Below are 17,868 nucleotides of genomic sequence, written 5' to 3'. Positions count from 1 at the left end.
CGCCACCGGTGCCGGTGCTGGGGACGGGATCGGGGCCGCCGCGGCCCGTACCGGGACGGTCGCCTCCATCCGCGGTCGGCCCTGCCGCGGATACGCACCGACAAGGGCCGCTGCCCCTTCCCGGTCACACCGGTCGTCGACACCGTGCCGTACGTCCTGGTCGGCCAACGCGCCGGGCGGCCGGTGCCGCACGGCCCCGCCCCGGGGGACGCGGACCGGGCCGGCGCGGGTGAGGTGCCGGCCGTCTCCCGGTCATCGGTACGGCGCTCCTCGAAGTGCGGTACCCGATGGCCGGTGAGCTGGTGGCCGGGGCCCTGCCGGTGCCGGGCGGCATCGTGTCGGGCCTGCCCCAGCACGCCGGGGCGCCCGTCCGCCGGGAGGGCCCCAGGCACGTGACGACCTTCGTGCTCGCACGGCCGGCCCTGGGCGGGCCGGCCGGTCCTGGCGGTGGCGGCGGTCGTGTTCCCGGGCAGCGCGACCGCCGCTGATCCCGGGCTCCCGCCGGAAGCACCGCGCCCGACGCGCCCGCTTCGTGCGGGTCGCCGCCGCGGCGAAGCGACCGGGGCGGCGGGGCGGCCGGCTCCGCCGCGTCCTACTCCTCCGGCTCCCAGACGCGGAGCAGGCCGAACAGTTCGGCGTCCCCGTCGACGCGCAGGGAGCCGAGCGGGATGCGGTCGTAATTGAAGAGGACCAGCTCGGCGGCCGTACCGTGGACGGCGGCGCCGGCCGGGCCGGGGTCCTGGCCGGCGGTGCTGCCGGGCGCGGGGATGCTGGTGGTGCGCGCGCCGTCGGCATCGACGGTGAGGCGCCAGGAGCGGCCCTCGGCGGCGTGGAAGTCGAAGGCGGTGGGCTCGTGCGGCCAGGCGCTCGGCGTCGCGCAGCAGGTGAACAGGAACTCCTCGACGCCGTCGAGCGCGACCTCGGCCGGCAGCGGATCCGGTGCGCCGATGGCGAGCTGGGCGTCGTAGGTGTGCACGGCGGTCTCCTGGACCCGGTGCCGGGCCACCCCGCCGGCGCTGTGCGGCGACTGCGACGGGCTCCACCACGCCCAGCAACCGCTCTCCGGGCCCGCCTCGCGCAGGGCGTCCAGCAGCAGCTCCGTCGATGCGGCCAGCCAGTCCAGCAGGGCCTCGCGCTCCTTCGGCGCCTCCAGGGCGGCGCGCGCGGCGGTGGCCTCGGCCGGGGGAGCGCCGGCGGGCCCGGCGCCGACGACAGCGGCCCAGAAACGGTCTCCTCCGCCCAGGTGCTCGACCAGATCGAACAGCGTCCACTCGGGGCAGGTCGGCACCCGCACGTCGAGACCGGGCGCGGCGGCGACCGCGGCGCGGAAGGCGGCCGACCGCTCGTCGATCAGTCGCAGCAGGCCGGAGAGCTCAAGAGTCTTTTGCACGCCGGATTTCTACCACCGCGCTCCGATCATCGGACAGCGATTTTCGCAGGTGGCCGGACCGGGACCGATGGATCCGGCGGCGGGATGCTCGGGTCCCGACGGGGCCGCGGGGTCCGCTCTCCGCTCTCCTCACACTCATGACTCGGCGCCCGGCCCGGAAGACCCCCGCACCGACAGCCGGACGAAGAAAGAACCGGGCCGCCCCTCGGCCGGCAGCACGAGCGGCAGGCCACGCACGCCCCGGAGCCCTGATCACGTGGTCCGGTTCCTCCGGCACGACCGCGATCACGACCTCGCCGCCGGACGATTCGTATTCCACGATCCGGGATCCCGGGCCGAAGGCCATAAGCCCGACCGCGCACCCGCATACGAGACCTGCTGTGAACCGGCCCGCGACAGGACCAGGGCCAGTGCGGCTCCGCACAGGGGCGGCGAGATCCCGGACCGGCCGCCCGCGCGGGGCCTGTACGAACGAACTCCCCTCCCGCGCGGCTCCGTTGTCTTGGGACGGTGTCCTGCCCGGTGGACGCTCGTTGGGCCGTTCATGGGGCGGGATGCGGGGAATCGGATCGTTCCGGACAGGCCGCGGGAGATCGCGAAGCCGTCGATCCCGCAGCCGAAGGTACGTCCGCCGTGCGGCAGGACACGGGACACACCTGCCCGCGGGGCAGCCGGATCCGGCGAACACCTCGGACACCGAAGGCGGGTGATCGAACGGACGGACCATGCCGTGGCCGACCGGCCACCACGGACCCGGCCATTCCTGTGAACGCCCCCGCAGCTGTCTGGCCCTCACCGGCCCCGCCGCCACACCCTGTTGCTGCGAACGACCGGACCGACCCACCACACAGGACACGGCCCACCGGACAGCGATCACGAAAGGACCAGGAGCCCGGATGGAAGAACGGCTCGCACTGAGGCTGCGGTTGTTCCGCGACGACGGCCGGGCCGAGTCGCGGGTCATCGACTTCGTGACCGGCGAACTCGACGCGCTGGCGGCCGGCGGACAGACGGTCACCGAGGACACCGCGGGCATGCTGACCAGCCATCTCGTGATGGCGCTCACCCGCCTGCTCAACGGCGAGGCCATCGAGCAGTTCCTCACCGACGAGCAGGTGGCCGCCGAACTGGCCGGACACCCCGAGGCCGTGGCCGGGGCCCGCGCCATGGCCGAGCGGGCCCGCGCGCGGCTGGGCGCGGGCCTGCCCGAGTCCGAGATCGGCCTCCTCGGCATGCACCTCGCCGTTCTGGCACAGCGCTCACACGCCCGTCCCACCCCGAGCACGGAAGGCAGCTGAAGACCATGAAGAAGATCCTCACCGGCGGTGTCGGCAAGACCGAGGTCGCCCGGACCATCACCGCGATGGCCGTCGACGGCCTCGAAGTCGCCGTCTCCAACGACATGGACGCCGCGACGAAGCTGCGCGCGGGCGAGGCCGACTACTTCCTGGGCACCTGCTACACCGGTGCCGGTGCGTCGCTCGGCGTGCTGGTCGGCCTGATGGGCAAGAAGGCCTGCCACACCTTCGGGCGATCCGTTCCCGGGGAGGAGGAGGTCGCCGCGCTGCTGGCGGGCGGCACCAGGGTCTTCGGCTTCAGCATGGACCAGATCGACACCGCCGCCCCGGTGATCGCCCGTGCCATCGCCACGCACTCCGGCTGACCGGCCCCACTTCGGCGCGACAAGGCAAGGGAGTTCCCGTTGAGTTCGTACCTCGCCGCGGGCAGCACCGGCACCGGCCTCAGCTTCTCGCTGCCCCAGGAACTCGTCGTCATCGCCCTGTGCGCGCTGACGGCCTTCATCTCCCACCAAGCACTGGCCGTCTTCAACGACGGGGTCCGGCCCTTCCTCCTCGACTTCATCCGCGGCGACAGCACACGCAGCGCCACGGCCGCGGTCTCGTTCGGGCTGTCCGCGGGGTTCGTCTTCGGCCTCGGCGCGCCGATGGCACTGTCCACCGGCGTACTCAACCCGTGGCTGCTCTTCCTGCCCACCGACATCCTCGGCATCCTCGCGCCGAGGAAATGGCTGGCGCCGTTCCTCGGCGCGGCCTGGGGCGCCGTCGTGGTCTTCGGCCTCGGCGGGGCCAACACGCTCGCGCACCGGCTGCCGATCGACTTCCTGACCGCCCTGCAGCAGATGTCGACGCCGATCCTGTTCCTGTTCGCACTGTTTCCCGTGCTCGCCATCACCAAGCAGTTCGGCAGAGTGCGCGGCGGCGCGGCGGGCGTGGTCGAACTGGTACTGGTCGTCGCCACCATGAAGCTGTGGCCGAAGATGTTCGCGGGCTCGATCGCGATGGCGGCCGGCGTGCTCATGCTGATCGGCTTCGCCGCCTTCCACGACATCGGGCAGCGCCGGGCCGGGAAGACCGGCCGCACCGCTGCGGCCGGTCCGGCCGGCGGCGACGATCCGATGACATCGCTGTTCGGTGCGAGCGCGGCCCGGCTGCGCAGGCACCTGCCGCTGTTCATGGTGCTCGGCGCGGGCGTGTGCCTGCTGGCCAGGATGCACATATTCGGCGGGGGCGAGGCCACCAGCTTCCTGATCGCCAAGCACGAATACGGCGCGGCGGCCCAGGTCGACTTCTACCGTGTCCTCGGCTTCGTCCCGCTGATCGCGACGACCGCCCTGGCCTCCGGCGCATACGGCATCGCCGGCTTCACCCTGGTCTACCCGATCGGCTACCTGATGCCGAATCCGTGGACGGCCCTGGTCTGCGGCGCGCTCGTCCTCGCCGCCGAGGTGCTGCTGCTCTCACGGCTGGGCAGACTGCTGGGAGCGTTCCCGTCGGTCCGCGACAGCTCGGAGCACCTGCGCGGCGCGATCGGCGACACCCTCGGCCTGGCGATCCTCTTCGGCTCCCTCATGGCCGCCGACACCATGGGCGGCGGCCTCGGCATCCTCGTCGTCGGCGGGCTGTACCTGCTGAACGAGGCCATGGGCCGGCCGGTGGTCCGCATGGCCGCCGCACCGGCCGCGGTGGTCGTCGGCGGCATCGCCCTCAACGTCCTTTACTGGCTGCACCTGTTCGCCCCGGCCAAGGGGTGAACAGGTATCCGGAAGGCACCCGCATGCACACCATCGCCACCGTCACCGGCCCACTCGCCCCCTCCCTCGTCACCGGCCCCGTCCTCGCCCACGAGCACATCGCCCTCGACCTGCGCCGCGACAGCGACCGCGAGGCCGTGCTCGACGCCCGGCACACCGAACAGGTCACCGACGAACTCGCCTCCCTGCGAGCGGAGTTCGGACTGTCACTGGTCGTCGAACAGACCTGCCGGGGCATGGGCCACGACACGGACGCACTGGCCCGCGTCTCCGCGGCGTCCCGGGTCGCGGTGGTCGCGGCCACCGGCTGGTACTACGAGCCGTTCCACCCGGACGAGGTGAACGGAGCCGGTGTCGAACAGCTCACCGACACCCTCGTACGGGACATCGAGCAGGGCATGGGCACCACCGGGATCCGCCCCGGAGTGATCGGCGAGGTGGGCAGCCACGGCGAGCACCCGAGCGAACCGGAACGGCGGACACTCACCGCCGCCGCCCACGCCGCCCTCCGCACCGGGCTGTCCGTGGCCACCCACGCCCACCTCGGCGTGGGCGGCCCGGCCCAGCTCGGCCTGCTCACCACCGCGGGGCTGGCACCGCACCGTGTGGCCATCGGCCACCAGGACCTGCTCGACGCCCCGGCCGTCCACCGCGCTCTCGCCGCCGAAGGCGCCTACGTCTGCCTCGACACCATCGGCAAGAACCACTACCGGAGCGACACGACCCGGCTCCGACTGCTGCTGGCACTGATCGAGTCCGGCCACGCAGACCGGGTGCTGCTCTCCTGCGACGTCTCCCGCCACGGCTACCTCACCGGCGAGGGCGGCACCGGCTACGGCCACCTGTTCCGCTCCTTCCTGCCCCGGCTGCGCGCGGCAGGAGCGGACGCGGACCTGATCGACCTGATCACCCGCCGCAACCCGCTGCGCTTTCTGACCGGCACCGACACCCGGGAGAAGTCCGATGCCTAGCCCCGGGGCCCGGCTGCCCCGAACCTTCCCGCTGCCGACCGTGCCGCTCGCCGACGCCGTCGCCAAGCAGTTCCGGCTGCTGGAGTGCACCGCCCGCCACTTCGAGGGCGAGCAGCTGTTCGCCGCCGACGCCGGCGTCGTTCCCGGGCCGGGCCGCCCGCGCACGACCGCGCGCGTGGAAGCCGTCCTCGCCGACTTCCTCGGCTCCGAGGCCGCCGCCCTCGTCCAGGGCGCGGGCACCGGCGCGATCCGGGCCGCACTGACCGCCGCGCTCGACACCGGCACCGAGCTGCTCATCCACCGCGCCCCGGTCTACCGCACGACCCTGACGACATTACGCGGTCTCGGCGTACGCACCGCCACCGCCGACTTCAACGACCCGCACGCGCTGCAAGAGGCCCTGGCAACCGGACGGTTCGCCTGGGCATACGTCCAGCACACCCGCCAGCGGCTGGCCGACCGCTACGACCCGGGCGACGTCCTGGCGGCCTGCCGGCGGCACGGGACCCGGACCGTCGTCGACGACAACTACGCGGTGATGCGCGTACCGGCGTGCGGGACCGAACTGGGCGCGGACGCCTCCTGCTTCTCCCTCTTCAAACTGCACGGCCCCGAAGGCGTCGGCGTGGTGGCCGGGTCCCGGGACCTGGTGGACCGGGTCCACGCCGACAACTACTCCGGCGGCGGCCAGGTCCAGGGTCACCAGGCCCTGGACGCGCTGCGCGCGCTCACCCACGTGCCGGTGCTGTGGGCCGTCCAGTCCCAGGTGACCACGGAGGCCGCCGAGCGGCTGGCCGGCGGCGAGGTGGACGGCGTCGCCGAGGTCCGGATCGCCAACGCGCAGGACCGCTGCCTGCTGGTCCGTCTGGACCGGCCCGTGGCCCGGGAACTGCCCGCCGCCGCGGCCCGGTACGGCGCCGCGCCCTATCCCGTGGGCTCCAACTCCCGCTACGAGATCGCCCCGCTCTTCTACCGGATGTCCCGTTCGAGCCTCGACGACGCCCCCGAGCTCGCCGACTGGACGATCCGCATCAACCCCATGCGCGCCGGCGCGGACCTGGTGCTGGACATCCTGCGCCGCTCGCTCGCCGACCTGCACCGGCCCAAGGACGACTGACCGTGTTCCTCGACACCGTACTGACCCGTAACCCGGAACTGGTGGAAACGGCCACCGCGCTGCACCGCAGCGGCGCGATCCCGCCCGACACCTACGTCATGGACCTCGACACCATCGAGGCCAACGCACGGCTGCTCGCCGCCGAAGCCGAACGGCTGGGCCTGACACTGTGGTTCGTCGCCAAGCAGTTCGGCCGCAATCCCGAACTGGTCCGGGCGATCGCGCGGCACATCCCGCAGTTCGCGGCCATCGACGCGCCGGAGGCACGGATCCTGCACGCGGCCGGAGCACGGGCCGGGAACCTGGGACACCTGGCCCAGATCCCCGCCCGGTCGCTGGAGGAGATGCTCGCCTGGCGTCCGGAGGCCGTGACCGTCTACGACGTGGCCAACGCGGAGGCGGTGAGCCGCGCGGCGCGGCGGCTCGGTTTCGTCCAGCCCCTGCTGGTCCGGCTCCAGGGCGCGCCGGGCACGGTCCACCCGGGGCAGGAGGGCGGCGTCCCGCCGGAGAGGCTGGACGGCTTCGCGGAGCGGGTGGAGCGGCTGCCGGGCGTACGGATCGCGGGCGTCACCGCCTTCCCCTGCGTACGGTGCGACCCGGACACCGGCGAACCGGAGCCCACCGCCAACCTGCCGTCGGCGCTGGCCGCGCGGGACCGGCTCGCCGCGCGCGGACACCACGGCCTGAAGCTGAGCGCGCCGGGCGCCAGCTCGGTGGCCGCACTGCCGCTGCTGGCACGGCACGGTGCCACCCACGCCGAGCCCGGCCACGCACTGACCGGTACCACTCCGCTGCACGCGGCCGGGCACCGGAGCGAGCGCCCGGGCTACGTCTACATCAGCGAGGTGGCGCACACCCTCGCCGACGGCCGCCCGGCCGTCCACGGCGGCGGCTTCTACCCCCGTGCCAGGATCAACGACGCGCTCCTGCCCCGCTCCGGGGCGCGGCTGGCCGTGCACGACGCACCCGCCGAGAACATCGACTACTACCGGCTGCTGGAAGCGCCCGCGACGCCGGGCGACGCCGAGCTCGGCGACACGGCGGTCTTCGCCTTCCGCACCCAGGTCTTCGTCACCCGCAGCAACGTCGCCGTCGTCGCCGGACTGTCGTCCGGCACGCCCCGGCTGCACGGCCTGTACAGCGCCCTGGGCCGGGCCCTTGACTGAGGAACAGCACCCATGAGCAGAACCGTCATCGTCGTCCTCGACGGCTTCGGCGTCGGCGCCATGCCCGACGCCGGAGCCCTGCGGCCCGGCGACGCCGCCGCCGACACGTGCGGCCACCTCCTCGACCACTGCCACCGCACCCGGGGCCGGGCGCTGCACCTGCCCGCACTGTCAGCACTCGGCCTGGGCCTGGTCCGCCCGCACCCGGACCTGGCCGCGCGCACCACGCTGCCCGTGGCGGTGGGCCGGGCCGCCCTCGGCTACCCGGGGGCGGACACCTACGCGGGCCACCAGACCATGATGGGAGCCGACCTCCGCACGGTGGCCGTGGCCCGGCTCGCCGACCACCTCGACACCACGGCCGCCGCACTGCGGACCGCCGGGCACGGGACGGAGCCGCTGGAGGACCTGCCGGTGCTGCTCGTGGACGGCGTGGTCCTGGTGCACGACAACCTGGAAGCCGACCCGGGCATCAACTGGAACGTCTCCGGCCGACTCGACGACCTGCCGTTCAGGCAGATCCTCTCCATCGCCGTGACCGTCCGCTCGGTCGCACCGGTCGCCCGCGTCATCGCGGTCGGCGGCCACGCGGACGCGCCGCTGGCCGGGTTCGTCCGGCCCGGCGACGGCGGCACCGTCGGCCTCGACACACCCGCCAGCGGCTTCTACCGCAACGGCGGCCTGCGGGTGAAGCACCTGGGCGGCCCCCTGGACCACACCCGGCAGCTGCCGGAACTCGCGGCCCGCGCGGGGATCCCCGTCACACTCGTCGGCAAGGCCGCCGACATCCTCGCCTGCGATGCCGCGGTGTGCCGCCCGGCGGTGGCGACCGAGGACGCGCTCGCGCACGCCGTGGACGCCGTCCGCGCCGACGGGGACGCCCTGGTCGTCGTCAACGTCCAGGAGACCGACCTGGCCGGGCACCAGCAGGACGCCGACCGCTACGGCTCTGTGCTGGAACGCGCCGACCAGGGGCTGGGCGAACTGCTCGCACTGCTCGACATCCCCGGCGACTGCCTGATCGTCACCGGCGACCACGGCAACGACCCCACCATCGGCCACGCCTTCCACACCCGCGAGTTCGTACCCGTTCTGATGCACCGGCCGGGCTCGGCCCCGGGGCGCCTGCCCGATGCCGGCAGCCTCGCGGACCTGGGCGCGACCGCGGCCGCGTGCCTCGGCATGGACCCCGGCGGACTGGACCACGGGACCGTCCTGCACCCCCTGCGGCAGGCCGGCTGACGCCGCGCCGTCGGCTCACCGGGCACCCCGCCCGCACACCCGGAAGGCATCCGGCACGGCCACGGTGCCATCGGCCCCGGCGCGAGCCGGGCGACGGTGGCCGGACCGGCCCGGACGGCGGGGGACGGACCGGCCCGGTTCCCGCCGTCCGGTGGGGGAGGAGCCCCGCCCGTACCGGTCGTCACGGGCCGTTCCGTCACGGCTGCGGACCCGCGGGAACCGCGCGGTCCCCGCCGGTGCCGGGGCGGCGGCGCGGCGCGAAGTGCCCGGCACACTCCTCGGCCGCGGTCATGGACCGGGACGCAGCACGCCCGCGACGAGCCGTTCCAGACACTCGCGGTACTGATGCTCGGTCAACCCGGCGTCGAGGACCAGCTGTTCGTACCCCTCGGGGGAGAGCACGAAGGACAGGGCCGCCGAGGCCTCCTCGCCCACGGACGCGTCCACCAGCCCACGGGCGCGCAGCCGGGCGACGGCTCCGTGGATGTCGGTGCGGCGCCGGTCGAGCAACTGGTCCAGAACGGCACGGACATCGGCCTCCGTGTCCGCGGCACTGACGAAGGCGCGCCAGAGCCTTGCCGAGCGGGCGTTGGCGGCGGCGATCAGCGCGATGCCCGCGGCGAGGTACGCCTCGCCCTCCAGGTGCTCGATGGCCGTGAACTGCTCACGCTCCAGCAGGGGTACCGAACCCTCGTCCCCGGCGAAGGCCTGTTCGAAGGCGGCCAGCAGGAGGGCGCGCTTGGGCCCGTACCCCTTGACGGTCTCGACCGATACTCCGGCGTCCGCGGCGATCCCGGCCAGTGTCGTCCGCCCGTAACCGTGCTTCGCGAAGCGGTCCGCGGCCGTTGCGAGGACCCGCCGCCGTGTCGCCTCGGCCTGATCCGTGCGCAGTGCCGACCGGTAGCCGCGACGTGCCGCCCCACTCATTTGAACTTCCTTGAGGTGTAGTCAATACTTCCTGGAGTTAGCCAATGCTAGCTCAGGGGGAAGGCGTACATGTCCGGAATTCTCATCTGCTCGTCGCCCGCCGAGGGGCACGTCACCCCGTTGCTGGCCATCGCCCGCGGCCTGGTCGCCGCCGGACACCGCGTGGTGCTGGTGACGGGCCGCCGCTTCGCCGACCGGGTCCGGGCCACCGGGGCCGACTTCGCGCCGCTGCCGCAGGCGGTGGACTTCGACGACACCTGGGCGGACGCCCACCCGGAACGGGCGGGCAAGCGCGGTCTCGCGGCGATGCGCTTCGACCTGGACCACATGTTCTTCCGCGCGGCCGAGCCGCAGTACGAAACCGTCACCGCGCTGGTCGACGAGCACGGCATCGATGTCGTGCTGGCCGAGCCGCTGTTCCTCGGCGCCGCCCCACTGGCCCTGCTGCCCCGCGACCGGCGCCCGCGACTGATGCTGGCGGGCATCGTTCCGCTGCCGCTCACGGGACCCGACGTCGCCCCGTTCGGACTCGGCCTGCCGCCCCGCGGCGGTCCGCTCGGCCGACTGCGCAACCGGGCACTCACCACGCTGGTACGGCGGATGGTCTTCCCGGCACAGCAGCGGGACCTGTCGCAGTTGTGCCGACGGATCACCGGCCGCCCGCTGCCCGGGCTGTTCTTCGACTGGCCCGCGCTGGCGGACGACCTGGTGCAGCTGACCGTTCCGGACTTCGAGTACCCGCGCCCCGGAACGCGCGCACCCGTGCACTTCATCGGACCGCTGGGCCGCAGCTCCACGGGCGACCACCGGCTGCCCGACTGGTGGCCCGCACTCGATCACGACCGCCCGGTCGTCCTGGTCACCCAGGGCACGGCCGCCAACACCGATTTCGACGAACTGATCAACCCTGCGGTGGCGGCACTGGCGGGCGAGGACGTGACCGTCGTCGTCGCCACCGGCGGCCGCGGGACGCCCGCCTGGGAGGCCGGGCTGCCCGGCAACGCGAGAACGGCCCCGTTCCTGCCGTACGACGAACTGCTGCCACGCACCGCCCTGATGATTACCAACGGCGGATACGGCGGTGTGCACTTCGCGCTGCGCCACGGCGTCCCGCTGGTGGTCGCCGGGGCCACCGAGGACAAGGCCGAGGTGGCGGCCCGGGTCTCCTGGTCGGGTGCGGGCATCGGGCTGCGCACCAACTGCCCGTCGGCCAGGACCCTGGGCACGGCGGCCCGCCGGGTACTGGCCGAGCCGGGCTACCGCCACAGGGCCGGGGTCCTGGCCGAACAGATCGCGGCGGCGGGCGGCATCGGCGCCCTCGCCGCCCTGATCGACGCGGGGCGCCCGGCCTGACACGGCACTCCCGGGCCGCCGAAGCGACGCCCGGGAAGCGGACCGCGGGGGAGGGGGTCGGCGTCCGGCCGGGGACCACGGAGCCGTCGGCCGGCCCCCGGCGGGACGGCCGGTGAGGCCCGAACCCCCTCGCCGGCCTCTCCGCCGCCCACCTCGCCGGCCTCTCCATCGCCCACCTCGCCGACCGCGACATGCGCCCGCACCTCCGGGGCCACTCGCCGCCCCGGGCCGCCCCCGTCGCCATCGCGCCGCCGGCCCCGCGGAGCTCGAGGTGTCTGGGGGCCTTGCCCCGCCCGAGGGGCATGGAGACGAGCCTCGCGAGATACCCGTCCGTGCCGTGACGCACGCACGACATGGGCCGGCCGATGTGGGGCCGGACTTAAGCCGGTTCGCCCCTGCTTTTGTTCCCCGCTCCCTCTTGTTGATCAGGTGAAATACTTCACGAGACAGCCGTTTAGCATTCAACTAAATCTGGCATAGGGTTCGATACGTCCAAATAGCCCGGTATGGGTTCCCTGGTCGTCAACCCGGCGGCCACGGGAGGAACAAGGAGAAAAGTAATGCTGAACCGTCTGATGAAGCGGCGGATGGCCGCCTCGGCCGTTGCGGTCGCCATTGCCGGTGGCGCGCTGCTGGCGGGTACCGGCGCGGCCTCCGCGGCCCCGAGGCCCGAGGCCGAGCGAACGGCGAACGTTTCTCACTCCGTGAGTGCGAACGGACATGGACAGTGGGACGACCGCCGTGGTGACCGCTGGGGCCATGACGACCGCTGGGACCGCAATGACCGTCGTGATCATGACTACCGCGGGGACCGCGATCACCGCTGGGACGGCTACCGGACCTGGTACCGCACCGGTAGCAGCTGGTACAGCGACGACCACGGCCGTCACTACCGCTACGACGGCCACCGCCTGTACAGCTCGGCCCACGGCACGTGGGTCGTGGTGACCAGTCTCCCGCAGGGCTTCGGCCACCACCTCTTCCGCTGATCCCGGGACGTGCCGCGCCGCCGTTTCCCCGCACGGACGGCGGTGCGGCCGCCCGCCCGGTGCCCAGGAGTTGAGCACGCCATGGCCTACCACTTGGACCAGCCACTCGACATGCACCTCGTGCTCGCCCCTCACGAGCACGTCACGGTCCCCGCCCGCCTGCGCTACAGGCCGAACGACCCGTACGCCGTGTCCTTCGCCTTCCGTACCGGTGCCGAATCGCCGGTGACATGGACCTTCGCCCGCGACCTCCTGGCCGACGGTCTCCTCCGGCTGGCCGGGGAAGGGGACGTACTCCTCTGGCCCAGCGGTACCGGACACCACGCGGTGCTCAACATCGCCCTCTCCTCCCCGGCGGGCCGTGCCCGGCTCGCCGCCCCGCTCCGCGAAGTGACGGACTGGCTGACCCGTACCTACCAGCTGGTTCCGGCCGGACGGGAGACGGACGACCTCGACGTCGAGGCCGAACTGTGCCGCCTGCTGCACGGCACGGGCTGAAGCGCGGCTTCACCGGCGGGAGTCGGCGGGATTCGGCGGCCCGTGGTTCCCGCCCCTCGCGTGCTGCAATCCGTACGCCGCGGAACAACAGCGGGCGGCAGAGACGAATGCGCGGGCGGCCTTCACCGGCGTGGGCTCCCTGGCACGGGTACGCCTCGCGTTCGGCGTGCTCGGCCAGTGCCTGGTAGACGCCGGCCACCGAGGGGCTGCGCCCCTTGCGCTTGCCGGTGGGGGTGATCGGGCCGGGCCGGATCCGCTCGACGGACTCGCCGTTCACACGGCGCCGCAGCACGGTGTGCAGCATGCCGTCGGTGACGACCGGCGGCCGCCCGCCGTGCTTGCCCTTGCGAGAAGCGGTGTCGAGCCCTTCCGGTGTGGACATCGCGGATGTTCTCCCGCCCGGCACCCCGCGGGAAATGGCGGCTCAGCCGGCGCGCGCGGTCCACCCCGGCGGCGTCCACAACCGGGCATTGGCGCTTCCGACCTGGATCAGCGTTCCGGTATGCCGATCCTGACGCGCCGGGCGGAACCCGTCGATCGCGAACACCTGCTGTCCGCTGGTGATGTCGACGCCCCGCAGACCGGCCTCGTCGGCGATCAGCAGATGCTCTCCATCGGTGAAAAAGCCGAGATCGCCGACCGGCCAGGGGAACGTCGCGACCGCCTTGATCCATCGGACGCCCGGCGAGCGCGGTTCGATCGAGGCGGGGTCGAGGACGTGGACGGTACCGCCGCCGGCGTCGTCCCGGTCGTACACCGCGATCCGCCCGTCGTCGATCCACACCACCGGCCAGTTCCACTCCGAGACCTCGGGATACACCGCATAGCTGGGCCCGTCCTCGGACTCATACGGGTTGTCGTGCAGCCAGGCGGTCAGGCTCCACACCGCCGGCATCCCCCACGGCTGCCACACCCAACCGCCGTCGTAGAGACGAGTTCCGTCAGGACTCAGCGACAGCGTGCCGTGGAAGTAATCGAGGTCGTGCTCCGCATCTTCCTCATCTCTGTCCGGGCCGTCCCGCGCCGTAAGCACCTCGCCGGACGCGAGATCGGTGACATCCAACCGGTTCCAGTCAGTGCGATGGACGACAACCGGCCGGCCACCGTGCTCGGCGAACGCCAACGCGAACGGGACGGTCTCACAACAGTAATCCCCGCCGTCCAACTTCAACGCCGGTGAACCGGTGGTGAGATCGACGACGGTGCCGTACCGGCCGCGGTCTTGAACCACCGCCGCCCAACGCCCACATCGGGACACATGAAGCCGCAGCCGAACGCCGCCACCGTATTCGGACGCCGGCCCCTCCTCCCGATACCGGGCCACGTCCCGCACCTCGCCGGTCGCCGGCGTCCACCGCGCCAGCCGTCCGTCCCCGGACAGCACCAGCCACGCCGGCCCCGCGTCACCGAGGGCCATCGGCAACGCCGCCACATCCACGACCGGCCGCAGCGCGTCGGGAACCGCCACGTCCACCGCGATAGTCGCCATACTGTTCCCCCTCGGCGCGCCCGTGTGCCCCCGCGGCAACGTGAACAGCGGGTGATACGGCACCGTATCGGCAAAGTCGGTGAGCGCCGCGATGCCGGTCACGGCGGTGAGGCCGGCACGGGTCTGGTCTATGCCCGGCTCATTCTCGCGCAGGGCCCGCCACTCGCCGCCGGTGTCGACCACGCATCTGATCGCGTCCACGGTCTCCCGGCGGGGATGCTTCTCCGGACGGCCGCCCGCCCTCGTTTCGCAGACGGGCGTCGGCCACCGGGCCGGCGGCAGGTCCGTGCGGAAACTCCGTGGCCCCGGCGGTCATTCCGGCCACGGCCGATTCGTGTCCGGAGGCGACGAGCCGCCTCCGGCCGACCCGGTGGAGGGACCGCCTGGCGTTCTCCAGCCGCAGCAGCAGTTCACCGATCGCGCGTTGCGCCGTTGCTGGTTCGTCTCCGCCGGCAGCCGGCCGGGTCCCGGCGTCACGGGGCCCGGCCGCGGCTCCTTCAGGACCGCGGCGGCCTTCCGTGGCCGCGCCGCGCCGCGCGGGCGTTCGTCCACGGGCGGGGAACCTGCGGGGGTGCGGTGGCGCGGGCCGCGCGGTCGAGGTCGGCGAGCAGGCGTTCGGCGTCGGTCATCAGCGATCCGTACACGTGCCACGAGCCCGGCTCGTGCAGTGTGCCCTGCTGGATCTCGCCGGTCATCATGGTGTGCCACGCGGCAGCGTCGTCGATGGCCCGGTGCAGTCGCAGGCGGGCGTCGTCCTCGGCGGCGCCGCCGGCCGGTCCGGGGGCGGCGAAGTGCTTCATCACTCCTCCCGCCGCCTCCAGGGTCGCCGCGTACCGGTCGAGGAACGTCCGGCCCAGGCGGGGGCCGGCGTCCTGGTCGTCGACGGTGTCGGCCAGCGTCCGGGCGATGCCGCGGACCTGGAAGGTGACCCGGTGCAGGGCGTGCAGCGCCGTGCCGTGGCCCGACAGGTCGTGTCGTCCGCGGACGACGACGCACCGGGTGTTCCAGCGCAGGCTCTCCCGGCTCTCACGCACGTCCTCGTGAGCCCGCATCGCCAGGTCCTCCAGACGCCTGCCTTTTTCCAGCCAGGCGTGCGCACGGTCGACGTGCTGCCGTTCCCGCAGTCCGTGGCCCATGTCCAGGAGCAGTTCCCCCGTGGCCGCGGCGAGACCGCGTACCGCGGAGTCGGAGGCACTCAGGTGCACGGGAGGCAGAATGAGGGCGTTGACCGCGATCCCCACCGACGCACCGGTCAGCGTCGCCAGTGTCAGCGCGAGTACATGCCCCACCGGAACGGCCGTCGCCGCGGCCAGGGCGAGCACCGCCGTGGAGGCGACCTGCAGACGGCCGTCGGAACCCCTTCGGCCGGCGACGACCAGCGCGATCGCCGGGATGGCGGCGGCGCTCCCCGCGGCCGGGCCGAGCACCCACACGACTGCCACGGCCACCGACAGCCCGGTCGCCCGGGCCGCCACGTTGCGCAGTGCCTGCGTCACGGACCGGTAGACGCTGGGGGCGCTGACCATGGCCAGCGCGGTGGCCACGGCGAGGTACCGCTGCTCGCCCGGAAGCCACCACGAGGCGGTCTGCCAGGCCAGGAGGGCAGCGATCAGGGCTTTGGCGGTCCGTACCGCTGCGGGCCGTTCCGACCGGAAGGCTCGCCGCGGCCACCGGGCCCGCTTCGCGTTCTGCCACCGCAGGGCAACGGCCCGTCTTCGCGCGAGGACGTGCGCGGTCATGCTTTCGGCTCCCGCTCCATCCACAACGGTGATACGCCCCTCATGAGGCCTGCGGCCGCCGGCACATCCTCCGCCGCAGAGGCCGTGACGTCCGTCGGGGCTTGCCCGGCCCGCGCGGCGGCCGGCCGGTGAGCAGGGGCCAGCTCCATGATCCTTCTCCTTGATCGGCGTGCGGCCGCGTGCGACCGTGGACCGGCGCTCACCCGTCCGCGACGCCGCCGCCGACAGCGCGGTGCCGGCCGGAAGGAGGCATGCGGGTGGGGCGGTGAACGCCTTCGGGGTGACCGAGGGACGCACGTCGCGCGGGCGTCGTGTTCCTCACGACCCGCGACAGTGCGTCCGACCTCGTATACGGAGCCGCGGGGCGGAATCCGGTGTACCAGTCGCCGCCGTCCCTTGAAGCGACTGCGGATTCCGTCCCGCGGTTGAGTACGGCTTCGTCAGCCGTACTCCGGTCCTCCACCGGCGATCATCCGGCCGGTGGATCCTGCACCTGATTACTGGACCGGTGCAGGAGCTGATTCCCCGGGGCTGGGGCGTGAACGAGGGCCGCGCGCCCGTCAGCGCCGGGTGTCGTGGTCCCGCATCCAGTTGACCTGGTCGAGGACCCACTGGCGGCGCAGGCCGTCATCGCTTGTCCGGTACTGGTGGTCGTCGTGGTCCCGGAGGCGGTGTCCGCCGTCACGGTGGACGCGGTGGGCGTGAGCGTCGCTGCCCCGCCCGTCCCCGCCCTTCCCCCTGTGGCCGGGCCCGTCATGGCGGTGGGTGCCGGCGGGCGACGACGCGGGGGAGGCGATGGCGGGCCGGTCGCCGGTCGGGAGAGCCGCGGCTGAGGCGGAGCCTCCGGTGGCCAGCAGCCCGGCCGCCGCGACCGCCACGGAGACCATCGCGACGGCAACGCGACGCGCAAAGGTGAATGCCATGATTCTTCCTCCTTGCCTACCCCGTGACCTGCATGGACAGGGTCGCGGGCCGCCTTGGACCAGGCACTTGTTGAGACTACTGCGAGAAAGTTGAACGTAAAACTAATTCGAGTGTGAGGAGGGCCATTGCCCCGAACATGGGCGTACCGGAATATTCCGGCGGCCGCGGTGCTTCGGCGGGTCCGGCCTGTCCAAGGGCCTCGCCGGGATCTGCTCGTGTCGGCCGAACCCTCGGCCCCGGCCGGCTCCCCCCGGCTTCCGCCCCGGCCGTCCCCGGGCCGCCCGCGTTCACGGCTCCGCCCGAAACGCGGCGCGGCCCGGGCGGACCGGCCGTCGAGGGCACACCCGACACCACGGCCGCCCGTACGGCCTTGTACCGGGCTCTGGAACTGCGCGACGGCCCCAGGCGGAGACCTCTCCACACCCTGGACCGGGCGCGACAAGCCGCGCAGGAGGCCGCCAAGGTCGTCCCGTACCCGTGGGAGACCCCCTGCTGAGCCCGGTCGCCGCCGCAACCCCGGCCCGACCGCCCGCGCACGTTGCGCCGCGTTCGGGGCGGGCGACCCGGAGCCTCCGCCGGCCGGCGGCCCCCTCATGGCCCCGCAGGCCCGGAGAACGCCTTCCCCGGGGCGCGGCCCGAAGACCGCGGTGAGATGTCGCCACCACTACCTCGAGAGGACCGACCGACATGCTTGACAGGGAAGAGGCCGAGCGAGGGGCCGCAGAGTTCCTCGCTGCCGAGAGCAGGTCCTGGGGTCCGTCCTCCCGCGTCCGGATCATTCCCGAGTACTGCTTCACCGACAGAGGGTGGTTCATCGCTCCCTACGACCACGTCGACTATCTCGACCACGGACGCGAGGACATGCAACTCGGCGGAAATCTTCCGGTCGCGGTTGATCTGACGAACGGGTCCTGCCGCTTCATCGACTGGGAGGAGGCGGACGACTTGATGGAACGCGGCCTGCTCTGACCGGGCGTCATCCGGAGCAGAGGTGGCGGGGCCCGCCAGGAC

General features: G+C 73.2%; 16 protein-coding genes. 11 read left to right on the top strand and 5 right to left on the bottom strand.

What is annotated here, in order from left to right; translation table 11 throughout:
• Nucleotides 1-592: 592 nt before the first annotated feature.
• A complete protein-coding gene (locus tag ACFCV8_RS13455; protein ID WP_376685462.1) occupies nucleotides 593-1,390 on the bottom strand; it encodes a maleylpyruvate isomerase family mycothiol-dependent enzyme in 798 nt (265 codons plus the stop codon).
• An 896-nt stretch (nucleotides 1,391-2,286) separates the two neighbouring features.
• Between ACFCV8_RS13455 and ACFCV8_RS13450 the strand changes: the two genes are divergently transcribed.
• The 7 genes from ACFCV8_RS13450 to ACFCV8_RS13420 are packed head-to-tail and all read left to right on the top strand — an operon-like array spanning nucleotide 2,287 to nucleotide 8,938.
• A complete protein-coding gene (locus ACFCV8_RS13450) occupies nucleotides 2,287-2,688 on the top strand; it encodes a transcriptional antiterminator (RefSeq protein ID WP_376685461.1) in 402 nt (133 codons plus the stop codon).
• Nucleotides 2,689-2,693: 5 nt separating this feature from the next.
• Nucleotides 2,694-3,053: a DUF2620 family protein gene (locus tag ACFCV8_RS13445; RefSeq protein ID WP_376685460.1), complete on the top strand. Its 360-nt coding sequence runs from the start codon at nucleotides 2,694-2,696 to the stop codon at nucleotides 3,051-3,053.
• A 39-nt stretch (nucleotides 3,054-3,092) separates the two neighbouring features.
• Nucleotides 3,093-4,442 (top strand): YhfT family protein, encoded by a 1,350-nt coding sequence (locus ACFCV8_RS13440; protein ID WP_376685459.1) that lies wholly within the window; start codon nucleotides 3,093-3,095, stop codon nucleotides 4,440-4,442.
• 23 nt (nucleotides 4,443-4,465) lie between these two features.
• Nucleotides 4,466-5,413 (top strand): phosphotriesterase, encoded by a 948-nt coding sequence (locus ACFCV8_RS13435; protein WP_376685458.1) that lies wholly within the window; start codon nucleotides 4,466-4,468, stop codon nucleotides 5,411-5,413.
• A complete protein-coding gene (locus ACFCV8_RS13430; protein WP_376685457.1) occupies nucleotides 5,406-6,530 on the top strand; it encodes an aminotransferase class V-fold PLP-dependent enzyme in 1,125 nt (374 codons plus the stop codon). The genes ACFCV8_RS13435 and ACFCV8_RS13430 overlap by 8 nt, the downstream gene beginning before the upstream one ends.
• Nucleotides 6,531-6,532: 2 nt before the next feature.
• Nucleotides 6,533-7,696: an alanine racemase gene (locus tag ACFCV8_RS13425; RefSeq protein WP_376685456.1), complete on the top strand. Its 1,164-nt coding sequence runs from the start codon at nucleotides 6,533-6,535 to the stop codon at nucleotides 7,694-7,696.
• Nucleotides 7,697-7,708: 12 nt separating this feature from the next.
• On the top strand, nucleotides 7,709-8,938 hold the full coding sequence (locus ACFCV8_RS13420) for a phosphopentomutase (RefSeq protein ID WP_376685455.1): 1,230 nt from the start codon (nucleotides 7,709-7,711) through the stop codon (nucleotides 8,936-8,938).
• Between the two features lie 288 nt (nucleotides 8,939-9,226).
• Here ACFCV8_RS13420 and ACFCV8_RS13415 read toward each other — a convergent pair whose 3' ends face one another.
• Nucleotides 9,227-9,865: a TetR/AcrR family transcriptional regulator gene (locus ACFCV8_RS13415; protein WP_376685454.1), complete on the bottom strand. Its 639-nt coding sequence runs from the start codon at nucleotides 9,863-9,865 to the stop codon at nucleotides 9,227-9,229.
• 69 nt (nucleotides 9,866-9,934) lie between these two features.
• Between ACFCV8_RS13415 and ACFCV8_RS13410 the strand changes: the two genes are divergently transcribed.
• The 3 genes from ACFCV8_RS13410 to ACFCV8_RS13400 all read left to right on the top strand — a co-directional run bounded on the left by ACFCV8_RS13410 (nucleotide 9,935) and on the right by ACFCV8_RS13400 (nucleotide 12,705).
• Nucleotides 9,935-11,218 (top strand): glycosyltransferase, encoded by a 1,284-nt coding sequence (locus tag ACFCV8_RS13410; RefSeq protein WP_376685453.1) that lies wholly within the window; start codon nucleotides 9,935-9,937, stop codon nucleotides 11,216-11,218.
• A gap of 560 nt (nucleotides 11,219-11,778) precedes the next feature.
• Nucleotides 11,779-12,207: a hypothetical protein gene (locus ACFCV8_RS13405; RefSeq protein ID WP_376685452.1), complete on the top strand. Its 429-nt coding sequence runs from the start codon at nucleotides 11,779-11,781 to the stop codon at nucleotides 12,205-12,207.
• A gap of 81 nt (nucleotides 12,208-12,288) precedes the next feature.
• Nucleotides 12,289-12,705, top strand: coding sequence for an SsgA family sporulation/cell division regulator (locus ACFCV8_RS13400; RefSeq protein ID WP_376685451.1), 417 nt, complete (start codon nucleotides 12,289-12,291; stop codon nucleotides 12,703-12,705).
• Nucleotides 12,706-13,129: 424 nt separating this feature from the next.
• Here ACFCV8_RS13400 and ACFCV8_RS13395 read toward each other — a convergent pair whose 3' ends face one another.
• From ACFCV8_RS13395 to ACFCV8_RS13385, 3 genes are all read right to left on the bottom strand, one after another.
• Complete coding sequence (locus ACFCV8_RS13395; protein ID WP_376685450.1) at nucleotides 13,130-14,395, bottom strand: hypothetical protein; 1,266 nt, start codon at nucleotides 14,393-14,395, stop codon at nucleotides 13,130-13,132.
• A 296-nt stretch (nucleotides 14,396-14,691) separates the two neighbouring features.
• Entirely contained in the window at nucleotides 14,692-15,933 is a 1,242-nt protein-coding gene (locus tag ACFCV8_RS13390) for a hypothetical protein (RefSeq protein ID WP_376685449.1), read from the bottom strand.
• Between the two features lie 560 nt (nucleotides 15,934-16,493).
• Nucleotides 16,494-16,856, bottom strand: a complete 363-nt coding sequence (locus ACFCV8_RS13385) for a hypothetical protein (RefSeq protein ID WP_376685448.1) — start codon at nucleotides 16,854-16,856, stop codon at nucleotides 16,494-16,496.
• A gap of 688 nt (nucleotides 16,857-17,544) precedes the next feature.
• Between ACFCV8_RS13385 and ACFCV8_RS13380 the strand changes: the two genes are divergently transcribed.
• A complete protein-coding gene (locus ACFCV8_RS13380) occupies nucleotides 17,545-17,826 on the top strand; it encodes a hypothetical protein (protein WP_376685447.1) in 282 nt (93 codons plus the stop codon).
• Nucleotides 17,827-17,868: the final 42 nt, after the last annotated feature.

Source organism: Streptomyces sp. NPDC056347 (genome assembly GCF_042262625.1).
GTDB lineage: Bacteria > Actinomycetota > Actinomycetes > Streptomycetales > Streptomycetaceae > Streptomyces.
This window is presented reverse-complemented; position numbering and strand designations above follow the sequence as displayed.

Coding starts and splice junctions, on each gene's coding strand:
- ACFCV8_RS13450 (WP_376685461.1), top strand. CDS start 2,287: ATGGAAGAACGGCTCGCACTGAGGCTGCGGTTGTTCCGCGACGACGGC.
- ACFCV8_RS13445 (WP_376685460.1), top strand. CDS start 2,694: ATGAAGAAGATCCTCACCGGCGGTGTCGGCAAGACCGAGGTCGCCCGG.
- ACFCV8_RS13435 (WP_376685458.1), top strand. CDS start 4,466: ATGCACACCATCGCCACCGTCACCGGCCCACTCGCCCCCTCCCTCGTC.
- ACFCV8_RS13430 (WP_376685457.1), top strand. CDS start 5,406: ATGCCTAGCCCCGGGGCCCGGCTGCCCCGAACCTTCCCGCTGCCGACC.
- ACFCV8_RS13420 (WP_376685455.1), top strand. CDS start 7,709: ATGAGCAGAACCGTCATCGTCGTCCTCGACGGCTTCGGCGTCGGCGCC.
- ACFCV8_RS13415 (WP_376685454.1), bottom strand. CDS start 9,865: ATGAGTGGGGCGGCACGTCGCGGCTACCGGTCGGCACTGCGCACGGAT.
- ACFCV8_RS13410 (WP_376685453.1), top strand. CDS start 9,935: ATGTCCGGAATTCTCATCTGCTCGTCGCCCGCCGAGGGGCACGTCACC.
- ACFCV8_RS13405 (WP_376685452.1), top strand. CDS start 11,779: ATGCTGAACCGTCTGATGAAGCGGCGGATGGCCGCCTCGGCCGTTGCG.
- ACFCV8_RS13400 (WP_376685451.1), top strand. CDS start 12,289: ATGGCCTACCACTTGGACCAGCCACTCGACATGCACCTCGTGCTCGCC.
- ACFCV8_RS13390 (WP_376685449.1), bottom strand. CDS start 15,933: ATGACCGCGCACGTCCTCGCGCGAAGACGGGCCGTTGCCCTGCGGTGG.
- ACFCV8_RS13385 (WP_376685448.1), bottom strand. CDS start 16,856: ATGGCATTCACCTTTGCGCGTCGCGTTGCCGTCGCGATGGTCTCCGTG.
- ACFCV8_RS13380 (WP_376685447.1), top strand. CDS start 17,545: ATGCTTGACAGGGAAGAGGCCGAGCGAGGGGCCGCAGAGTTCCTCGCT.